The sequence below is a fragment of the Sneathiella sp. genome, from assembly GCF_041689005.1.
In the GTDB taxonomy this organism is placed as follows: Bacteria; Pseudomonadota; Alphaproteobacteria; order Sneathiellales; family Sneathiellaceae; genus Sneathiella.
This window is the reverse complement of the sequence record NZ_JBDNHC010000091.1, coordinates 1-18,425: the sequence shown is the minus strand read 5'-3', so window position 1 is coordinate 18,425 and position 18,425 is coordinate 1. Positions and strand designations below refer to the sequence as shown.

Sequence of the window (18,425 nt, the reverse complement as noted above, 5' to 3'; positions counted from 1 at the left end):
ATTAAATACATTCGTTTACTCGACAATTTGAAAAAAGGACATCAACCGCCCCGGCACCGAAGTCAGAGTGCCGGGCCAATAAGTCGTAGGCTCAAAAGTCGTTCTGTATTTTTCATCCATAAAAATCTAGCCATTCACGGCCATTAGTCAAGCCAAAACCGGTCTCCTCCCCGGTTTCCGGATTAAAGGCCATGTTCAAGAAACGGATCCTCGTAGTCATTTTCGTGAAAATCAAGGAGTTTCCAAGTCTCGACCATATGTTTATCAAGCGGCGCCGTGATCATCAACTCACTGCCGTCAGGATGGGAAATGGTAATCTCCCGCGCGTGCAAATGCATTTTTTTACTGATGGCGCCCTCAAGAAAGGCCTCGGGACCACCATATTTTCCGTCCCCCACGATTGGCGTCTCGATCGCGACACAATGGACCCGGAGCTGGTGGGTGCGACCGGTAACAGGCTTCAGTGCCACCCATGCCGCCCGCTGACCGGCGACCGCAATAACCGAGTAATCCGTCACCGCCTTCTGGCCGTCCCGGTCAACAACGACCTTTTCCCCATTGGCGGTGACGATCTTCGCCAGATTGTAGGAAATCGTTGCCTCCCGCGGGCGCGGCACTCCGGCGACCAGTGCCCAGTAAATTTTCCGGGTTGTCCGCCGCTTGAACGCCTCTGCCAGATGCTTGGCGGCTAGCCGTGTGCGGCCAAGAACCAGAACGCCGGAGGTATCCTTGTCGAGCCGGTGAACAAGGCGGGGTTTATCCGGATAGTCGAACCGGAGCCCCTCGAGCAACCCATCCACGTGACGGTACTGCCCGCTTCCGCCCTGAACGGGAAGCCCCGCGGGTTTGTTAAGGACAATCACCGCATCATCCATATGCAGGATCATCTTGCGGATATCCGCGATATCCCTGTCCGACAGCCGGTCTTCCGGCATTTTGCGGACGGATCCCGGCTGCACCGGTTTATAGACATCATCGGCGAGCGGTGGCACCCGAACGGTCTGCCCTGTTTCCAGCCGATCGTTGGCTTTAGATCGTTTCTTGTCGACGCGAATATCGCCTTTGCGCAAATGTTTTTCCAGCTGGCCATGGGTCATGCCGGGAAAATGTGCCTTGAACCAGCGGTCCACACGCAGGTTCGCCTCATCCTCGGTGACCACAAGATGCTGAACCCGGCTCATGACAGGATCGCCCGCATAATATGCAACCCGGCAAACAGGCCGCCGACAGACAGAATAACCGATAACAGAACATACCCGGCGGCGGACACGGACTGTCCCTTCTCCACCAGTAGAGCGACATCGAGCGAAAAGGCAGAAAAGGTCGTAAAGGCACCGAGGAACCCGGTGACCAGCAGGACCCGCAGCTCCGGGGGTGGCGACCAGCGCAGGGCGATTGTTTCAATCAAAAGTCCCATCAGCAGGGATCCGACAATATTTACAAACAGCGTTCCGTAAGGGTAGCCCGGGCCGAAATGCCGCAACATGGCCTGCGCCACGCCATAGCGAGCACAGGCCCCTAGCGCCCCACCAATCGCAACAGATACAAACATATTCATTTTTCTGTCTTTCCGGTCTGCCGGCTCGCCCGTAACCGTGACCAATACTCAAGCCGCTTCTTGATGTCCCGCTCAAACCCGCGCTCGACCGGAGTATAAAACTGCTCCCGCGTCATTTCATCAGGAAAGTAATTCTGGCCAGAAAAACCCTCTTCCGCATTATGGTCATAGGCGTAATCCTTGCCATATCCAAGATCTTTCATCAATCCTGTCGGCGCATTTAATATATGCTTTGGCGGCATATGGGAACCGTGTTTCCGCGCTGCAGCCTTTGCCAGTGAAAAAGCGCTGTAACCGGCATTGGATTTGGGGGCTGTCGCCAGATAGATCACGGACTGGGCAATGGCAAGGGCCCCTTCTGGCGATCCCAGAAACTGATAAGCCTCCTTGTCCGCATTAGCCTGAACAAGCGCCTGTGGGTCCGCCATGCCGATATCCTCCACCGCGAAGCGCACCAGCCTGCGGGCGAGATACAGCGGGTCCTCGCCGCCATCCATCATACGGGCGAACCAGTAGAGCGCCGCATCGACGTCCGATCCGCGCAGTGATTTATGCAAGGCACTGATCAGGTTATAGTGGCCATCGCGATCCTTGTCATAGGCGGGCGCCCGTTTCGAGATGATATGTGACAACCCCTCAACATCGAGCTTCTGACTTCCCGACCGAAAAACAGCCTCCACCATATTCAGGAAGAACCGGCCGTCGCCGTCGGCAAGATGAACCAAGGCTTCCTTCGCCTCTTCCGTCAGGGGAATTTCCCGCGTCTCCAGCTCTTCCGCGCGCGCAAGCAGCTGAAAGAGGGAGCGTTCGTTATGTCTTTCCAGGACCAGCACATGACAGCGGGACAAGAGCGCGCCGTTGAGCTCAAAGGACGGATTTGCCGTTGTCGCCCCGACCAGCGTAATGGTGCCGTCCTCGACATAGGGCAAAAAGCCATCCTGCTGCGATCGGTTGAAACGATGGATTTCATCGACGAACAATAACGTCCGCTTACCGTTCTGGCGGCGGATTTTTGCCGATTCAAACGCCTTGCGAAGATCCGCCACACCGGAAAAAACAGCTGATATCTGCTCGAAATGTAGATCAACTTCCTGAGCCAGCAATCGCGCGATCGTGGTTTTTCCCGACCCCGGCGGCCCCCAGAAGATGATAGACGCCAGCCAGTTCGCCTCCAACATCCGGCGCAGGGGGGCGTCCTTTTCCAGCAGATGATCCTGCCCCACCACATCGTCTAGACGGGCGGGTCTCAATCGGTCCGCGAGTGGTCGTCCCTTATCCTCGTCCTTGGCAGGTTCCCCGAACAGGTTGGTCACGATGCGACTTTGAAGGAGAGTGTCCGGCCCATACGACGGATGCTGATCTCCCAGCCAGTCTGGCTTGATAACAACAGCTTTTGTGCCTGCTCGACGTCTCCTATTTTCTTGCCGTTGACCATCAGAAGAATATCACGCGGCCGAATACCATAACGCGCGGCGACACTCCCCTTGACGGTATCGCTGACAACAACCCCTTCGGAAAAGGCCGACATTCCGAGCTCCAGGGCGAATGCTGGCGACAGATTGCCGACGATGGCGCCCGCGAGAGGTTGCCGCCCACTCAAGGTCACGATGTTCCGTGGTGGCGCTTCCGGCGCGGCCTTCAAACTCACCTGCAGCGAGATCAACTTTCCGTCGCGAAACACACCTAACCGGGCGGACTTGCCAAGAACTCCGGAAGAGACGCGGAACAACAGGGATTCCGGGTCGAAAACTTCTTTGCCGTCGATGGAAACAATCACGTCACCAACCCGCAACCCGGCATCTTCGGCAGCACTTTCCGGATGGACCCGGTTGACCAGAATACCGCCGGGCTTATCGAGCCCGAGGCCTTCGGCAACATCGCTCGTCACCGATTGACCCGCCGCCCCAAGCCAAGGGCGCAACACCTTGCCTGTTGCAAGGCCGTTTGTCAGGACGGCTTTCACCATATTGGCAGGAATCGCAAACCCAATCCCGAGCGAGCCCCCGCTTTTGCTGAAAATCGCCGAGTTAATGCCGGCTAGCTTGCCGTCCATGGTTAGCAACGCCCCGCCGGAATTGCCCGGGTTAATCGCAGCATCAGTCTGTATAAAGGATTGAATGTCATTGCTCATTCCAGCATTCCGATCAAGGGCGGAGATGATCCCGCTGGTAACCGTCTGTCCGACACCGAACGGATTACCGATGGCGAGGACAAGATCACCAATTTCCAGCCGATCGGAATCCGTAAACTCAAGGAAAGGAAGTGGCTCGCCTTCGACATCAATTTTTAGGATAGCGAGATCAGTCCGCTCATCGGCGACAAGGACTCGGGCATCAAATTCCCGGCGATCATGGAGGGCCACCGTGATTTCATCGGCCCCGCCAACAACGTGATAATTGGTAACGATCGTGCCCTGACTGTCGACAATAACACCCGAACCAAGTGAATTCTGGATCTGTGGGCGTTGGCGCTGCGGGCCAAATCCGCCGCCAAAAAAGCGCTTGAAGAACGGATCGTCAAAAATGGTTCCGCTGGCCTGGGTAACGGTGGTTTTTGTGTAGATATTAACAACGGCAGGCGCAGCCTTTTTTACAAGCGGCGCAAAGGAAAGCATGATTTGCGACTGGCTTTGCGGAACGACATCTTTTGCCGCCACCGGTCCTGCGCATAGCACCAGCAGAAAAATCCCGTAAAAAATATTTCTAACGCTTAAAAAATACCCGTTCATTCCCTCAACACCGCCTGCCTTGTCATATAGTTTGTGCATTATAAAATGAGAATTTTTGCTCCCTTTTCAAGCCGTCATTATGCCGCACGATCCATGGATAAAAAAAGGCAGCCTCAAGGACTGCCTTTTAATCATTCGCTATCAGGCCGTCTTAGGCAACGGCTTCTGCTTCCAGAAGCTCATCGTCATCCACATTCTGGTCCGGGCCGGAATCCAGCCCCTTGGCATCAACGTCCCGGTCGACAAGCTCGATGACGCCCATCGGGGCCGCATCGCCTGTCCGGAAACCGGCTTTCAGGACGCGTGTATATCCGCCGTCGCGATCCGCATACCGCTCGCTCAGGGTTGAGAATAATTTATCAACTGCGGACTTCTCCGACAGCTCGGCTAAAGCCTGACGTCGTGCATGAAGACCGCCGCGCTTGCCAAGCGTGATCAGCTTCTCGACAATCGGACGCAGCTCCTTTGCCTTGGGCAGGGTTGTCATGATCTGCTCATGCTTGATCAGAGATGCCGCCATATTGGCAAACATCGCTTTGCGATGAGAAGAGGTTCGGTTGAGCTTGCGCCCGGAATTACGATGCCGCATTTTTCTTACTCCACAGCGATTAGTGCCGTTTTAAAAAGGTTCTTCTAGCCGTTTGGCCATATCTTCAATATTTTCCGGTGGCCAGTTTGGGACTTCCATACCAAGATGCAGGCCCATCTGCGCCAGAACTTCCTTGATCTCATTCAGGCTCTTACGGCCAAAATTCGGTGTCCGCAGCATTTCCGCTTCAGTCTTCTGAATAAGATCGCCGATATAAACGATATTATCGTTTTTCAGGCAGTTCGCCGAGCGCACCGACAATTCAAGCTCATCCACCTTACGAAGAAGGTTTCTATTGAATTCGGGCTCATGGCTTTCTTCTTTGACGATAACTTCTTCGGGTTCGTCAAAATTCACAAACAACTGGAACTGTTCCTGTAAAATGCGGGCGGCGAACGCCACAGCATCCTCCGGCGTAACAGTGCCATTCGTCTCGACCTTTAGGGTCAGCTTGTCATAATCGAGAACCTGGCCTTCACGGGCGGCCTCAACCTTGTAGGTGACTTTCCGAACCGGGCTGTACAGGCTGTCAATCGGAATAAGGCCGATAGGCGCGTCTTCCGGATGATTGGCAACGCCGGGAACATATCCCTTACCGGTATCGACGTTCATCTCCATCGAGATGGTCGCGCCATCATCAAGGGTCATGAGGATCTGATCCGGATCCATGATCTCGATATCCGCACCGGTTTCAATCATGCTTGCGGTCACTTCACAGGGACCGGACGCCTTCAGAATCATCCGTTTCGGGCCGTCTGAATGGGCACGAAGCGCGAGTGTCTTCAAGTTCAGGACAATATCCGTTACATCCTCACGGACGCCCGAAATTGACGAGAATTCATGCAAAACATTATCGATTTGTATGGATGTAATTGCAGCACCCTGTAAACTCGACAGCAAAACACGACGTAGCGCATTTCCCAATGTCAAACCGAACCCTCTTTCCAAAGGTTCCGCAATTATCGTAGCTTCCCGATCGCCCTGGTCTCCCTGTTCAACAGAGAGATTAGCCTGGATCAGATCTTTCCAGTTTTGCTGAATCACGGCATTGACCTCATAGCTTTGCAGGCCCACCATGGACCTGCGAATATCTAAACAACGTAGTATGCAGGCCCAAAGCCTGCATACACAAAAGACGGCCCATTAAACGCGGCGGCGTTTTGGCGGACGGCATCCATTATGTGGAATTGGGGACACATCCCGAATGGACGTAATGTTGAATCCCACCGATTGCAACGCCCGAAGAGCCGATTCGCGTCCCGACCCCGGGCCCTTGACTTCAACTTCAAGCGTTTTCATGCCATGTTCCATCGCTTTGCGACCGGCATCTTCACCTGCAATCTGTGCAGCGAAAGGGGTCGATTTACGCGATCCCTTAAACCCTTGTGACCCTGCGGATGACCAAGCAATTGCGTTGCCCTGAGCATCCGTGATCATGATTTTAGTGTTATTAAAGGACGCGCTGACATGGGCGACGCCGGAAATAATGTTCTTGCGTTCGCGGCGACGAACGCGTGTTTTATCACGTGCCATATTATTTCTTCTTCCCAGCGATTGCTTTAGCCGGACCTTTTCGGGTGCGGGCATTGGTATGGGTACGCTGACCGCGAACCGGCAGTCCACGGCGATGACGCAAGCCGCGATAGCAGCCAAGGTCCATCAGGCGCTTGATGTTGATGGAGGTTTGACGGCGCAAATCACCTTCAACCGTATGGTCGCTATCGATGGTTTCGCGAATTTTCGCGACTTCGGAATCACTGAGCGCATTAACGCGCAGTTCGGGCGCCAGGCCGATAGCCTCGCAAATTTCCTTGGCCTTTGCCGGGCCAATTCCATGAATATAGGTTAGTGCAATCAACACCCGCTTATTTGTCGGGATATTTACACCAGCAATACGAGCCACGCTAGTTTCTCCTCATCACCAAAATCGGGTCGTCCTGACCCGTTTATCTCAAGCGCTTCTGGGAAGCGCGCGATTATATAATTTTGTATTCCCTAGTCAACACTTTAGATTGTCTGCAATTCAGCTTCTATCTGCCGTGTAACGTCGTCTATTCCGGTCATTCCGTCGACTTGCTTCAATATCCCCTTATTCCGGTAATAGGGTAGCAAGGGAGCCGTCTGTTCGTGGTAGGCCTTTAATCTTGAAATAACTGTTTCTGCAACATCGTCACTGCGGCGAACAAATTCCGTTCCCCCGCATTTATCGCAGACACCCTCGACTGCCGGTTTTAAAAAACTATCATGGTATCCAGCCCCGCAGTTCGCACAGGTATAACGACCTGTTATGCGTTCCACAAGGATATCATCGTCGGTTTTCATCTCAATAACGGCATTTAGGGCCAAACCCTTCGTCGCGAGCATCTCATCGAGAGATGCAGCCTGCGCTTCCGTCCGTGGAAATCCGTCGAGAATCACCCCGTTTTTCGTATCCGCCTCATTCAGGCGGTCAGAGATGATCGCCGTCATGATCTCATCGGAGACAAGCTCGCCCTTGTCCATAACCACTTTTGCCTTCAGGCCAACTTCGCTGCCTTCAGCAACGGCCGCGCGCAGCATGTCCCCGGTCGAGAGCTGAACCAGCCCGTGCTTCGCCTCCAACCGTTGTGCCTGGGTCCCCTTGCCCGCACCCGGAGGTCCTAGAAGGATAAGAATCATTTACGCCGGCCCCCCAGCTTTGATTTTTTGATAAGCCCCTCATACTGATGAGCGACCAGATGGCTTTGTATCTGGGCAACCGTATCCATGGTCACAGAAACAACAATTAACAGCGAGGTTCCGCCGAAATAAAAGGGCACCGCCCATTTCGCAACAAGAATTTCCGGCAAGATACAAACAAGAGACAGATAAGCTGCCCCCACAACCGTCAATCTCGTCAGAACATAATCGAGATATTCGGCAGTCCGCTTCCCAGGGCGGATCCCGGGCACAAAACCGCCATTCTTCTTCAGGTTATCCGCAGTGTCGTCCGGGTTAAAAACAACCGCCGTGTAGAAAAAACAGAAAAACACGATACCCGCGACATACAGCATCAGGTAGATCGGCTGTCCATGCCCGACCATAGCCGTCAGGGTATTCAGCCAATCGGGGCCTGACCCGGCGCTGAAGCTGGCAACGGTCGTCGGCATCAGCAGTAGCGATGAGGCAAAGATCGGCGGAATAACGCCCGCGGTATTAAGCTTCAACGGCAAATGCGAATTCTGTCCGCCATATGTCTTGTTGCCCCGTTGTCTTTTTGGGTACTGAATAAGAACCCGTCGCTGCGCGCGTTCCATAAACACGATAAACGCAATGACCGCGACAGCCATCACGAGCAGCACCAGGATAACAATTGATGACAGGGCCCCCGTACGGCCAAGCTCCAGCGTCCCGACAAGGGCGCCCGGAAGTGCCGCAACGATACCGGCAAAAATGATCAGCGAAATACCATTACCAACGCCGCGTGCGGTTATCTGCTCGCCCAGCCACATCAGGAAGACCGTGCCGCTGACGAGCGTTATCACCGTGATCATCCGGAATTCCATGCCGGGAGCAATCACTGCTGACTGACCACTCGACAAAGACATCCCTTCAAGCCCTGCCGCGATACCGTATCCCTGCAGGGCCGCAAGCAATACTGTGCCATATCGCGTATACTGGTTTATTTTTTTACGGCCAGCCTCGCCCTCTTTTTTCAATTGCGCCATTTGCGGCGATATTGAGGTCATCAACTGCATGATGATAGAGGCCGAGATATAGGGCATGATATTAAGTGCAAAAATGGTCATGCGCCGAAGCGCACCGCCCGCAAAAACATCAAACATTCCCAAAATGCCGCCGGAATTTTGCGAAAACACATCTGCCAGAACGGTCGGGTCAACGCCCGGTATCGGAATATAGGTACCGATCCGGTAAACGACCAATGCAAATAGCGTGAACCATAACCGCTTCTTGAGTTCCGTCGCCTTCGAGAAGGCACCGAAACTCATGCTAGAAGCCATTTGTTCTGCTGCAGACGCCATTTAATGATACTCCAGATCGAGCGGTTTCATTGTACCGCTCTCGTCGCTTCTATTATTCGCTCTTCGCTGCGCTGGCTGCCGGAAGGGTAACTTTTCCGCCCGCTTTTTCAACAGCCTCAATCGCAGATTTGGATGCGCCGGAGACTTCGAAAGAAACCTTTGCTTTCAATTCGCCTTTAGCAAGCAGCCTTACGCCATCAACAATTTTACCCACAACGCCCGCTTCCTGAAGCATAGCATTTGTGATTGTTTCTTTTGGATCCAACTTTCCAGCATCAATCGCCGCCTGAACCCGCCCCAGATTGGCAACCGCGAAATGCTTGCGGAAGATATTTTTGAAGCCCCGCTTCGGCAACCGACGATGGATCGCCATCTGGCCACCCTCAAACCCTTTGATGGCAACACCTGACCGGGATTTCTGGCCCTTCTGGCCCGCGCCCGAGGTTTTGCCTTTTCCAGAACCAATACCGCGCCCGACCCGCATCCGGTTTTTCGTAGCGCCCTGATTATCGGCAATTTCGTTTAAACGCATGTTCTTTATTCCTTGAATCAGACAGGCAAAGGCCTATTTGGCTTCTTCAACCTGTACCAAATGATTTACTTTGCGAATCATACCCCGTGTTGAGGGCGTATCCACAAGTTCGACCGTGCGGTGCATCTTGTTAAGACCCATGCCGACAAGGGTTGCCCGCTGGGTTTTATGCCGACCAATCGGACTGCCCGTCTGAGTGACCTTGATTGTCGTTTTAGCCATCGACCTTTTCCTTTACTGCATCGGCAGAACGGCGACCGATGATGTCAGAGACTTTTTTACCGCGTTTCGCCGCCACCATTCGAGGCGAACTCATAACCTTGAGCGCTTCAAAGGTTGCCTTCACCATGTTGTAAGGGTTCGAGGTCCCGATGGATTTGGTCACAACATCCTGGACACCCAGAGTCTCAAAAACCGCGCGCATCGGGCCACCGGCAATAATTCCGGTACCTGCCGGTGCTGACCGCAGGACAACCCGGCCTGCGCCGAAACGACCCTGAACGTCATGATGCAGCGTCCGTCCCTCACGCAGTGGAACACGCACCATATTGCGCTTGGCGGCTTCGGTCGCTTTACGAATGGCTTCCGGAACTTCCCGGGCTTTACCATGACCGTAGCCAACGCGGCCTTTCTGGTCCCCGGCAACAACAAGTGCCGCGAAGCCGAACCGTCGGCCACCTTTAACAACCTTGGCTACACGGTTAATGTAAACCAGCTTATCGACGAATTCCGAATCGCCTTTATCGTTTTGATCAGGTCTCAACATCGTCAATTCCCCTAGAAGGACAGACCGCCCTCACGAGCGGCATCGGCCAAGGCTTTGACCCGGCCATGAAATTTATATCCGCCGCGATCGAACGCGACTTCGGTAACGCCAGCTTTCAGAGCCCGCTCTGCAATCAGTTTCCCGATAGCAACCGCTGCTTCCTTGTTGCCGCCGGTTTTCAAGCTGCTTCTTATGTCCTTTTCAAGACTGGAAGCAGAGGCAAGCGTACGGCCAGCCGCATCGTCAATGACCTGAACATAAATCTGCTGCAGGGTACGATGTACAGACAGCCGCGGACGGCCTGAAGACACTTTTCGAAGCTGCGTCCGGGCGCGCCGCCGACGGCGTTCGAACAATTCTTTTGTATTTGCCATGGTCGGTTCCTACTTCTTCTTGCCTTCTTTGCGGAAGATGAATTCACCCGCATATTTGACACCCTTGCCCTTGTACGGTTCAGGTTTCCGGTATGACCGAATAACCGCCGCCACCTGGCCAACACGCTGTTTGTCCGCGCCGGAGATTTCAATCGTCGTTTGCGTCGGGCATTTGATTTCAATTCCATCCGGAATTGGAAAATCGACATCATGGCTGAACCCGAGGTTCAGTTTCAGAATTTTGCCCTGAACCGCGGCACGATAGCCAACGCCAACGATTTCAAGCTTCTTGGTAAACCCTTCCGAGACGCCTTCAACGAGGTTGCTCAGCAAGGTCCGCTGCATTCCCCACATCTGCCGGCCACGTGTGCTGGCTGTTCGTGGTTTTACCCAGATCTTGTCATCTTCGCGGGATACGACGACATCATCGACAAAGGTCATGCTCAAGACGCCCTTGTTGCCTTTGACGGTAATATCATGGTCCGCGAGTTGAACATCAACACCAGAAGGGATCGTGACCGGATGCTTTCCAATACGAGACATATTTCCTCCTAGTAGAGTTTACACAGCACTTCGCCGCCGACATTGGCATCGCGTGCCTCGCCGTCCGACAAAACGCCGTTAGGGGTGGATAGAATGGCAACGCCAAGCCCGTTGCGGATCGTCGGCAGGTCTTTTACGCTGGAATAAACCCGGCGACCTGGCTTCGAGACCCGGCTGACGAATTCAATGACGCCCTTGCCCTGATGGTATTTCAGCTCGATGGAAACTTCCGGCTTGCCTTTTTCAGGCTCCGAAACCTCAAATCCGCGAATATAGCCTTCACGTTTCAGCGCTTCCAATACGCTCAGGCGCAGCTTCGAGGACGGGCTCTTGACCGAACTTTTCATTGCCCGCTGTCCGTTTCGGATGCGGGTCAGCATATCGCCGATGGGATCACTAAGTGACATTTTCTATTCTCCCTACCAGCTCGATTTAACCATGCCCGGAATCATGCCATTTGACGCCATGTCGCGCAGGCCGATACGGGATAGTTTCAATTTACGATAAACGCCCCGCGGACGACCGGTCAGTTCACAACGATTGCGGACCCGGGTCGGGGATGAATTGCGCGGCAAGGATGCCAGTTTCAGGCGCGCCGCAAAGCGCTCTTCCTGAGGCAGATCTTCGTTCTTGCTGATGGACTTCAATTCCTCGCGCCTGTCGGCAAACTTGACGACAAGACGACGACGTTTCAGGTCCCTTTCAACAGCACTTTTTTTAGCCATTACACTTTAACTCCTAGGATCAATTAATCTTGAACGGCACGCTGAAACCAGACAGAAGCTCGCGGGCCTCTTCATCTGTTTTCGCAGTCGTACAGATCACGATATCCATTCCCCGAACATCCGTGACATCGTCATAGTGGATTTCCGGAAATACGATTTGCTCTTTCAGGCCCATGGCGTAATTGCCACGGCCGTCAAAGCTCTTGGGGGAAACCCCCCGAAAGTCCCGCACACGTGGCAGGGCAATATTTACAAGTCGGTCGAGAAACTCATACATCTGGCTCTTGCGCAATGTCACCTTCGCCCCGATCGGCATGCCTTCACGCAACTTGAAGGTCGCAATGGATTTCTTGGCAATGGTCACAACCGGTTTCTGCCCCGAAATCTTGGCAAGCTCAGTTTCAACCGATTTCACCTTCTTGGAATCAGCAACCGCCTCACCGCACCCGACGTTGATGACAATTTTTTCCAGTTTCGGAATTTGCATCTCGTTGGCGTAGGCGAATTTTTCCTGGAGCTTGGCACGGAGCTCTTCATTGTACAAAGTTTTAAGTCTTGGCGTTGTCATCGAAATACCCTTTAAATATCAATGACTTCACCGGAGCGCTTAGCAAAGCGAACCTTCCGGCCGTCATCGAGATGTTTATAGCCAATGCGGGTTGCCTTGCCATCCTTTGGATCCTGCAGGGCAATATTCGAAAGATCGATTGACGCTTCTTTCTCAATAATGCCACCTTGATCGGTCTGGCTTTGTTTCGTGTGACGTTTAACCATATTCACACCAGAAACAATCGCCCGACGTTTTTCACGAATGACGCGGACAACTTCACCGCTGCGGCCCTTGTCCTTGCCGGCCAGGACAACGACCTTGTCGCCCTTTTTTACTGCAAATTTATCAGCCATCACAGCACCTCCGGCGCCAAGGAAATAATTTTCATGTAGTTTCTGCCCCGAAGTTCACGGGTCACCGGACCAAAAATACGGGTTCCGACTGGCTCGCCCTGCTTGTTAATCAGCACGGCAGCGTTAGAATCGAAACGGATCGCTGTGCCATCAGCACGGCGGATCTCTTTCTTGGTGCGCACGATGACAGCCCGCTGGACATCACCTTTTTTGACACGGCCACGTGGAATGGCTTCCTTCACGGAGACAACAATAACATCTCCGACAGAAGCGGTTTTCCGTTTGGATCCGCCCAAAACTTTAATGCACTGCACCCGTCTCGCGCCGGAATTGTCGGCGACATCCAGGTTGGTTTGCATTTGAATCATAGTCGTTTACCTTCAGTTTGGTATAAACACACTTTAAGCGACGTCGTAAAGTACTTCCCAACGTTTCAGTTTTGAGATCGGGCTGCATTCTTGAATCCGAACGACATCGCCTTCCTTAAACTGGTTCTTCTCGTCATGGGCATGGTACTTTTTTGACTGGCCTATGTACTTCTTGTAGAGCCGGTGCATCACTTGACGCTCGACCTTGACAACAACAGTCTGACTGTTCTTGTCGCTGATAACTGTTCCTTGCAGGATACGCTTTGGCATCGTTCTATTCTCCTAAGACGCAGCGTTCGCCGACATCACCGTTTTAATACGGGCGATATCACGACGAACCTGGCGTTGACGCGCCGTGTTTTCCAATTGGCCACTGGCTTTCTGGAACCGCAAATTGAACTGCTCCTTCTTGAGCTGAAGTAGCTCAGACGTCAGCTCATCAGCAGTTTTGCCCAGTAATTCCTGTGCTTTCATGCCTAATTTCCTTCACCAAGACGAGTAACAAAACGGGTTTTGATCGGTAGCTTTGCAGCCCCTCTTTCGAAGGCCTCTTTCGCCAGTTCGATCGGAACACCGTCCAGTTCAAACATAATTTTTCCAGGCTGGATACGGACCATCCAGTATTCTGGCGACCCCTTACCCTTACCCATACGAACTTCAGTCGGCTTTTTCGACACGGGAACGTCCGGGAAGATCCGAATCCAGACCCGTCCAGCACGTTTGATATGACGAGTTACCGCGCGCCGAGTTGCCTCGATCTGCCGCGCCGTAATACGCCCAGGCTCAACAGCCTTCAGTCCATAGGCGCCGAAGTTCAGCGTTGTACCTGAAGTTGCGACACCCTTCAAGCGCCCTTTATGCGCTTTACGAAATTTTGTGCGCTTCGGTTGAAGCATGAGATCACCCCTTTACCTTAATTCCGACGTGCGCCGGGACGACCCGAAGGACGACCACCCGCCTGTTGCTTTTCCTGTAGCTTGTCCTGAGCCATTGGATCATGTTCCAGAATTTCACCTTTATAGATCCACACCTTGATCCCGATGATCCCGTATGTGGTCAAAGACGACGCCGTTCCATAATCGATATTCGCCCGCAACGTATGCAGCGGCACCCGGCCTTCACGATACCATTCCGTCCGCGCGATTTCTGCACCGCCCAAACGACCTGCACAGTTAATCCGGATCCCCTCGGCACCGAGCCGGAGAGCAGACTGGACCGCCCGTTTCATCGCCCGGCGATAGGAAACACGCCGCGCCAGCTGCTGACCAATATTTTCGGCAACCAGCTTGGCATCAATCTCGGGCTTGCGGATTTCCACAATATTCAAATGAACTTCTGACTTGGTCATCTTGGCAATAGCCGCACGCAGCTTCTCGATGTCTGCGCCTTTCTTGCCAATAATCACACCGGGACGCGCAGAATAGATTGTTACCCGTGCCTTCTTTGCCGGGCGTTCAATTACGATCTTGCTAATACCCGCCTGCTCCAGCTTCTTCTCGAGAAACGCGCGAATGCGAATATCCTCGTGTAGCAGAGTGGCGTAATCATTTTTTGCATACCAGCGGGAGTCCCATGTCCGGTTAATCCCGAGCCGCAGGCCGATTGGATTTACTTTTTGACCCATTACTTTTGCTCCTCGCGTTCACGAACGACAATCGTGATATTGCTAAACGGTTTCAGGATCGGGCTTGACCGTCCCCGCCCCCGTGGCCGCATACGCTTCATCACCAAGGATTTTCCAACATGTGCCTCAGCGATAAACAGCTGGTCAACATCCAGCTGATGATTGTTTTCCGCATTGGCGATGGCCGACTGCAGGACCTTCTTCACATCGCGGGCAATGGCTCGCTTGGAAAATGTCAGTTCCGTGAGCGCTGATTCTGCGGATTTACCGCGAATAAGGCCCGCCACAAGGTTCAATTTCTGCGGGCTGACGCGAATACGATTGCCGACAGCCTGCGCTTCCGTGTCCTTGAGTTGCCGTTCGAGAGACTGCTTACCCATAATTAGTTTCTCCGAGCCTTTTTATCAGCCATATGGCCATAATATGTCCGCGATGGAGAGAATTCCCCAAATTTATGGCCCACCATATCCTCATCTACCAACACCGGGACGAACTTCTGGCCGTTGTAGACACCAAAGGTAAGACCCACAAACTGAGGGAGAATCGTCGACCGGCGAGACCAGATCTTGATAATTTGTTTTCTGCCACTTTCGCGTGCGGTTTCTGCTTTTTTGAGCAGATATCCGTCAACAAAAGGACCTTTCCAAACAGAACGTGACATTTAGCGCTCCTATTTCTTCCGCTTGAGCGGACGGCGCCGCATAATCATTTTATCCGTGGACTTGTTAGAACGAGTCCGTTTGCCCTTTGTCGGGACACCCCATGGGGTGACCGGATGACGACCACCAGAGGTCCGGCCTTCACCACCACCATGCGGATGATCCACCGGGTTCATGGCAACACCACGTACCGACGGACGCCTGCCGAGCCAACGGGACCGGCCCGCTTTGGCAAGTTTGATGTTTTTCTGGTCCGGGTTCGAAACCGCCCCGACCGTCGCCATGCATTCCGAGGGAACAATCCGTTGCTCGCCGGAAGCCAGACGAAGCTGGGCATATCCCGAATCCTTACCGATCAACTGGACATATGTTCCGGCAGCGCGGGCCATCTGGCCGCCCTTGCCCGGCTTCATTTCCACATTGTGGACGATAGTACCGACCGGCATATTCTTCAACGGCATCGCGTTGCCGGGCTTAATATCGACATTCTTACCAGACACGACCTTGTCGCCGGCGGAAATCCGCTGGGGCGCAAGAATATAGGCAAGCTCGTCGTCCTCATACCGGATCAGCGCAATAAAGGCGGACCGGTTCGGGTCATATTCAAGCCGCTCGACGGTTGCAGACATATCAAACTTGTTCCGTTTGAAGTCAACAATGCGATAGCTCCGCTTATGTCCGCCACCGCGACGCCGCGCCGTGATCCGGCCATAGTTATTACGACCACCACTACCGGAAAGCCCCTCTGTCAGAGCCTTTACCGGCTTTCCTTTATGCAGGTCTGACCGATCAACCAGGATCAATCCGCGCTGCGAAGGTGTTGTCGGTTTATAATTCTTCAACGCCATTGTTTAAATCCCCGCCGTCACGTCGATGGCCTGGCCCTCTGCAAGGGTCACTACGGCCTTCTTGTAATCAGACCGCTTGCCAATATGGCCCCGAAAACGTTTTACCTTACCCTTGGTGCGGTTGGTATTAACGTTCGTGACCTTGACATCGAACAGCTTTTCAACTGCCTGCTTGATCTGAGGTTTCGTTGCATCCAGAGCGACACGGAATGTCACCTGGTTATATTCTGATCCCAATGTGGACTTTTCGGTTACAACCGGGCCCAATATGACATCATATAAATTTTCCTGGTTCATTTCAGTCGAGCCTCCAGGCTTTCAACAGCACTCTTCGTCAAGACAAGAACGTCACGACGAAGAATGTCATATACATTGGCACCGCTTGACGTCAGCAAATCCACTCTCGGCAGATTGCGGGCCGACAAGGCAAAATTCATGTCGAGTTCGGCACCGTCAACGATTAAGGTCGAATCCCAGCCCAACGCCTTGAATTTCCCGGCGATCAGCTTCGTCTTGACATCCTTGGCCTTCAACTCGTCGATGATGATCAACTTGCCTTCCGCTTGTTTGGTCGAAAGCGCTGTTTTCAGCGCCAGCTTGCGGACCTTCTTCGGCAGGTCATGGGCATGATCGCGAACGACCGGACCATGAGCAACACCACCACCGCGCTGATGCGGAGCGCGTTTCTGTCCCTGACGAGCCCGGCCGGTTCCCTTTTGCTTAAAAGGTTTCGCGCCTGTCCCGGAGACTTCCGCAACACCCTTAGTCTTATGGGTACCCGCACGGCGTGCCGCCAACTGGTATCTCACCATTCTTTGGAGCAGATCCGCACGCGGAGCCAGACCAAAAACCTCTTCAGAAAGCTCGATATCGCCGGCTTTCTTGTTTTCGAGGTTGATTACATTTACCTTCATTGCAGCCGTCCCTTATTCTTCAGTCGCTGTATCGGTTGCGGACACTTCTTCAACAGGCGTATCCGCAGCCGCGACGTCTTCAACCGGTGCAGGTGATCCTGCTGCCACGAATGCAGCTGGGAAAGGCGCGTTTTCGGGGCGCGCTCTCTTTACTGCATCGGCAATAAACACCCAGGAACCCTTCGAGCCCGGGACCGCGCCCCGGACCAAAACCAGACCGCGTTCCTTATCCGTCGAAACGATTCTAAGATTCTGCGTCGTCACCCGTACCGCGCCCATATGGCCGGCCATTTTCTTGCCCTTGAAAACCTTGCCCGGATCCTGACACTGACCGGTCGAACCATGCGCACGATGCGAAACGGAGACACCATGTGTCGCCCGCATGCCGCCAAAGTTATGACGCTTCATCGCCCCGGCAAAGCCTTTACCGATACTCGTGCCGGCGACATCAACAAACTGGTCAGCGACAAAATGATCGGCGGTCAGTTCCGAGCCGACATCCACAAAGCCGTCTTCCTGAATACGGAACTCAGCCAGCTTCATTTTCGGCTCAACCTCGGCTTTGGCAAAATGCCCACGCATTGCCCGCGTCACATTCTTCACCTTGGCTTTGCCAACGCCCAGCTGCATGGCATCGTAACCATGGGTTTCGGTTTTGCGATGGGCAACAACCTGACAGTTGTCAACGGCAAGGACCGTTACCGGTACATGCGTCCCATCTTCTATAAAAACCCGGGTCATACCCAGTTTTTTTGCGATCAATCCACTACGCATTTTGAATCACCCCAACAACTTGATGGACACGTCGACGCCAGCGGCGAGGTCCAGTTTCATGAGCGCGTCCACCGTTTGCGGTGTCGGTTCTACGATATCCAGTAGACGTTTATGAGTACGGATCTCGAATTGCTCCCGCGATTTCTTGTCAATATGCGGGCCACGAAGGACCGTATATTTGTCAATATGCGTCGGCAGCGGAATCGGACCACGAACCTGCGCACCTGTGCGCTTGGCTGTATTAACGATTTCGCCGGTAGACGCATCGAGCACACGATGATCATACGCTTTCAGGCGGATGCGGATATTTTGGTTTTCCATTACTCTGGTCACTCCAGAAGTGAAACAAAGCAGCCCCGAAGGGCTGCCAGAATTAAGCTTATTCGACTACAGTTGCAACGACGCCGGCACCGACGGTACGGCCGCCTTCGCGGATAGCAAAGCGCAGGCCTTCGTCCATGGCGATCGGTGCAATCAGCTCGACCTCCATCGTCACGTTATCGCCCGGCATCACCATCT

General features: G+C 53.5%; 31 protein-coding genes and 1 pseudogene. All 32 read right to left on the bottom strand.

Annotation, left to right across the window (positions count from 1 at the left end):
- Positions 1–182: 182 nt before the first annotated feature.
- Positions 183–1,181 (bottom strand): RluA family pseudouridine synthase, encoded by a 999-nt coding sequence (locus ACESNI_RS11270; RefSeq protein ID WP_373086749.1) that lies wholly within the window; start codon positions 1,179–1,181, stop codon positions 183–185.
- Complete coding sequence (gene crcB, locus ACESNI_RS11265; RefSeq protein WP_373086748.1) at positions 1,178–1,558, bottom strand: fluoride efflux transporter CrcB; 381 nt, start codon at positions 1,556–1,558, stop codon at positions 1,178–1,180. Before crcB ends, ACESNI_RS11270 begins: the two co-directional genes overlap by 4 nt.
- Entirely contained in the window at positions 1,555–2,871 is a 1,317-nt protein-coding gene (locus ACESNI_RS11260; protein ID WP_373086746.1) for a replication-associated recombination protein A, read from the bottom strand. Before ACESNI_RS11260 ends, crcB begins: the two co-directional genes overlap by 4 nt.
- Positions 2,868–4,325: a Do family serine endopeptidase gene (locus ACESNI_RS11255; RefSeq protein WP_373086744.1), complete on the bottom strand. Its 1,458-nt coding sequence runs from the start codon at positions 4,323–4,325 to the stop codon at positions 2,868–2,870. The genes ACESNI_RS11260 and ACESNI_RS11255 overlap by 4 nt, the downstream gene beginning before the upstream one ends.
- A gap of 112 nt (positions 4,326–4,437) precedes the next feature.
- Positions 4,438–4,875 carry a 50S ribosomal protein L17 gene (gene rplQ / locus ACESNI_RS11250; RefSeq protein ID WP_373086743.1) on the bottom strand — a complete coding sequence of 146 codons (438 nt, stop codon included), beginning with the start codon at positions 4,873–4,875 and terminating at the stop codon, positions 4,438–4,440.
- 30 nt (positions 4,876–4,905) lie between these two features.
- Positions 4,906–5,919 carry a DNA-directed RNA polymerase subunit alpha gene (locus ACESNI_RS11245; RefSeq protein ID WP_373086766.1) on the bottom strand — a complete coding sequence of 338 codons (1,014 nt, stop codon included), beginning with the start codon at positions 5,917–5,919 and terminating at the stop codon, positions 4,906–4,908.
- 99 nt (positions 5,920–6,018) lie between these two features.
- Complete coding sequence (gene rpsK, locus ACESNI_RS11240) at positions 6,019–6,408, bottom strand: 30S ribosomal protein S11 (RefSeq protein ID WP_373086741.1); 390 nt, start codon at positions 6,406–6,408, stop codon at positions 6,019–6,021.
- 1 nt (position 6,409) lies between these two features.
- Positions 6,410–6,778 carry a 30S ribosomal protein S13 gene (gene rpsM, locus ACESNI_RS11235; protein ID WP_373086739.1) on the bottom strand — a complete coding sequence of 123 codons (369 nt, stop codon included), beginning with the start codon at positions 6,776–6,778 and terminating at the stop codon, positions 6,410–6,412.
- 104 nt (positions 6,779–6,882) lie between these two features.
- Positions 6,883–7,533: an adenylate kinase gene (locus tag ACESNI_RS11230; protein ID WP_373086738.1), complete on the bottom strand. Its 651-nt coding sequence runs from the start codon at positions 7,531–7,533 to the stop codon at positions 6,883–6,885.
- Positions 7,530–8,876: a preprotein translocase subunit SecY gene (gene secY / locus ACESNI_RS11225; protein WP_373086736.1), complete on the bottom strand. Its 1,347-nt coding sequence runs from the start codon at positions 8,874–8,876 to the stop codon at positions 7,530–7,532. Before secY ends, ACESNI_RS11230 begins: the two co-directional genes overlap by 4 nt.
- 52 nt (positions 8,877–8,928) lie before the next feature.
- Positions 8,929–9,408, bottom strand: coding sequence for a 50S ribosomal protein L15 (rplO, locus tag ACESNI_RS11220; RefSeq protein ID WP_373086735.1), 480 nt, complete (start codon positions 9,406–9,408; stop codon positions 8,929–8,931).
- 33 nt (positions 9,409–9,441) lie between these two features.
- Complete coding sequence (gene rpmD / locus ACESNI_RS11215; RefSeq protein WP_373086734.1) at positions 9,442–9,630, bottom strand: 50S ribosomal protein L30; 189 nt, start codon at positions 9,628–9,630, stop codon at positions 9,442–9,444.
- Positions 9,623–10,174 (bottom strand): 30S ribosomal protein S5, encoded by a 552-nt coding sequence (gene rpsE / locus ACESNI_RS11210; RefSeq protein WP_373086733.1) that lies wholly within the window; start codon positions 10,172–10,174, stop codon positions 9,623–9,625. Before rpsE ends, rpmD begins: the two co-directional genes overlap by 8 nt.
- 11 nt (positions 10,175–10,185) lie before the next feature.
- Entirely contained in the window at positions 10,186–10,548 is a 363-nt protein-coding gene (rplR, locus tag ACESNI_RS11205; RefSeq protein ID WP_373086731.1) for a 50S ribosomal protein L18, read from the bottom strand.
- A gap of 9 nt (positions 10,549–10,557) precedes the next feature.
- A complete protein-coding gene (gene rplF, locus ACESNI_RS11200) occupies positions 10,558–11,091 on the bottom strand; it encodes a 50S ribosomal protein L6 (RefSeq protein WP_373086730.1) in 534 nt (177 codons plus the stop codon).
- A gap of 8 nt (positions 11,092–11,099) precedes the next feature.
- Entirely contained in the window at positions 11,100–11,498 is a 399-nt protein-coding gene (gene rpsH / locus ACESNI_RS11195) for a 30S ribosomal protein S8 (protein ID WP_373086729.1), read from the bottom strand.
- A 12-nt stretch (positions 11,499–11,510) separates the two neighbouring features.
- A complete protein-coding gene (gene rpsN, locus ACESNI_RS11190; RefSeq protein ID WP_373086728.1) occupies positions 11,511–11,816 on the bottom strand; it encodes a 30S ribosomal protein S14 in 306 nt (101 codons plus the stop codon).
- Between the two features lie 19 nt (positions 11,817–11,835).
- Entirely contained in the window at positions 11,836–12,384 is a 549-nt protein-coding gene (gene rplE, locus ACESNI_RS11185) for a 50S ribosomal protein L5 (protein ID WP_373086727.1), read from the bottom strand.
- A gap of 11 nt (positions 12,385–12,395) precedes the next feature.
- The gene (rplX, locus tag ACESNI_RS11180; RefSeq protein WP_373086726.1) at positions 12,396–12,719 is read right to left on the bottom strand and encodes a 50S ribosomal protein L24; all 324 of its coding nucleotides are present in this window, start codon (positions 12,717–12,719) and stop codon (positions 12,396–12,398) included.
- Entirely contained in the window at positions 12,719–13,087 is a 369-nt protein-coding gene (gene rplN, locus ACESNI_RS11175) for a 50S ribosomal protein L14 (protein WP_373086725.1), read from the bottom strand. Before rplN ends, rplX begins: the two co-directional genes overlap by 1 nt.
- Positions 13,088–13,120: 33 nt before the next feature.
- The gene (gene rpsQ / locus ACESNI_RS11170; protein ID WP_373086723.1) at positions 13,121–13,357 is read right to left on the bottom strand and encodes a 30S ribosomal protein S17; all 237 of its coding nucleotides are present in this window, start codon (positions 13,355–13,357) and stop codon (positions 13,121–13,123) included.
- Positions 13,358–13,369: 12 nt separating this feature from the next.
- The gene (rpmC, locus tag ACESNI_RS11165; protein ID WP_373086722.1) at positions 13,370–13,561 is read right to left on the bottom strand and encodes a 50S ribosomal protein L29; all 192 of its coding nucleotides are present in this window, start codon (positions 13,559–13,561) and stop codon (positions 13,370–13,372) included.
- Between the two features lie 2 nt (positions 13,562–13,563).
- The gene (gene rplP / locus ACESNI_RS11160; protein ID WP_373086721.1) at positions 13,564–13,983 is read right to left on the bottom strand and encodes a 50S ribosomal protein L16; all 420 of its coding nucleotides are present in this window, start codon (positions 13,981–13,983) and stop codon (positions 13,564–13,566) included.
- 17 nt (positions 13,984–14,000) lie between these two features.
- Positions 14,001–14,711 (bottom strand): 30S ribosomal protein S3, encoded by a 711-nt coding sequence (gene rpsC / locus ACESNI_RS11155; RefSeq protein WP_373086719.1) that lies wholly within the window; start codon positions 14,709–14,711, stop codon positions 14,001–14,003.
- Positions 14,711–15,091: a 50S ribosomal protein L22 gene (gene rplV / locus ACESNI_RS11150; protein ID WP_373086717.1), complete on the bottom strand. Its 381-nt coding sequence runs from the start codon at positions 15,089–15,091 to the stop codon at positions 14,711–14,713. The genes rpsC and rplV overlap by 1 nt, the downstream gene beginning before the upstream one ends.
- A gap of 2 nt (positions 15,092–15,093) precedes the next feature.
- Complete coding sequence (rpsS, locus tag ACESNI_RS11145) at positions 15,094–15,372, bottom strand: 30S ribosomal protein S19 (RefSeq protein ID WP_373086716.1); 279 nt, start codon at positions 15,370–15,372, stop codon at positions 15,094–15,096.
- Positions 15,373–15,381: 9 nt separating this feature from the next.
- A complete protein-coding gene (rplB, locus tag ACESNI_RS11140; protein WP_373086715.1) occupies positions 15,382–16,218 on the bottom strand; it encodes a 50S ribosomal protein L2 in 837 nt (278 codons plus the stop codon).
- Positions 16,219–16,221: 3 nt separating this feature from the next.
- Positions 16,222–16,515: a 50S ribosomal protein L23 gene (locus ACESNI_RS11135; protein WP_373086714.1), complete on the bottom strand. Its 294-nt coding sequence runs from the start codon at positions 16,513–16,515 to the stop codon at positions 16,222–16,224.
- On the bottom strand, positions 16,512–17,132 hold the full coding sequence (rplD, locus tag ACESNI_RS11130) for a 50S ribosomal protein L4 (RefSeq protein ID WP_373086712.1): 621 nt from the start codon (positions 17,130–17,132) through the stop codon (positions 16,512–16,514). The genes ACESNI_RS11135 and rplD overlap by 4 nt, the downstream gene beginning before the upstream one ends.
- A gap of 12 nt (positions 17,133–17,144) precedes the next feature.
- Positions 17,145–17,906, bottom strand: coding sequence for a 50S ribosomal protein L3 (rplC, locus tag ACESNI_RS11125; protein WP_373086711.1), 762 nt, complete (start codon positions 17,904–17,906; stop codon positions 17,145–17,147).
- A gap of 6 nt (positions 17,907–17,912) precedes the next feature.
- Positions 17,913–18,227 (bottom strand): 30S ribosomal protein S10, encoded by a 315-nt coding sequence (rpsJ, locus tag ACESNI_RS11120; RefSeq protein WP_161315724.1) that lies wholly within the window; start codon positions 18,225–18,227, stop codon positions 17,913–17,915.
- Between the two features lie 58 nt (positions 18,228–18,285).
- Positions 18,286–18,425, bottom strand: a pseudogene (gene tuf, locus ACESNI_RS11115) (elongation factor Tu); the annotation flags it as partial.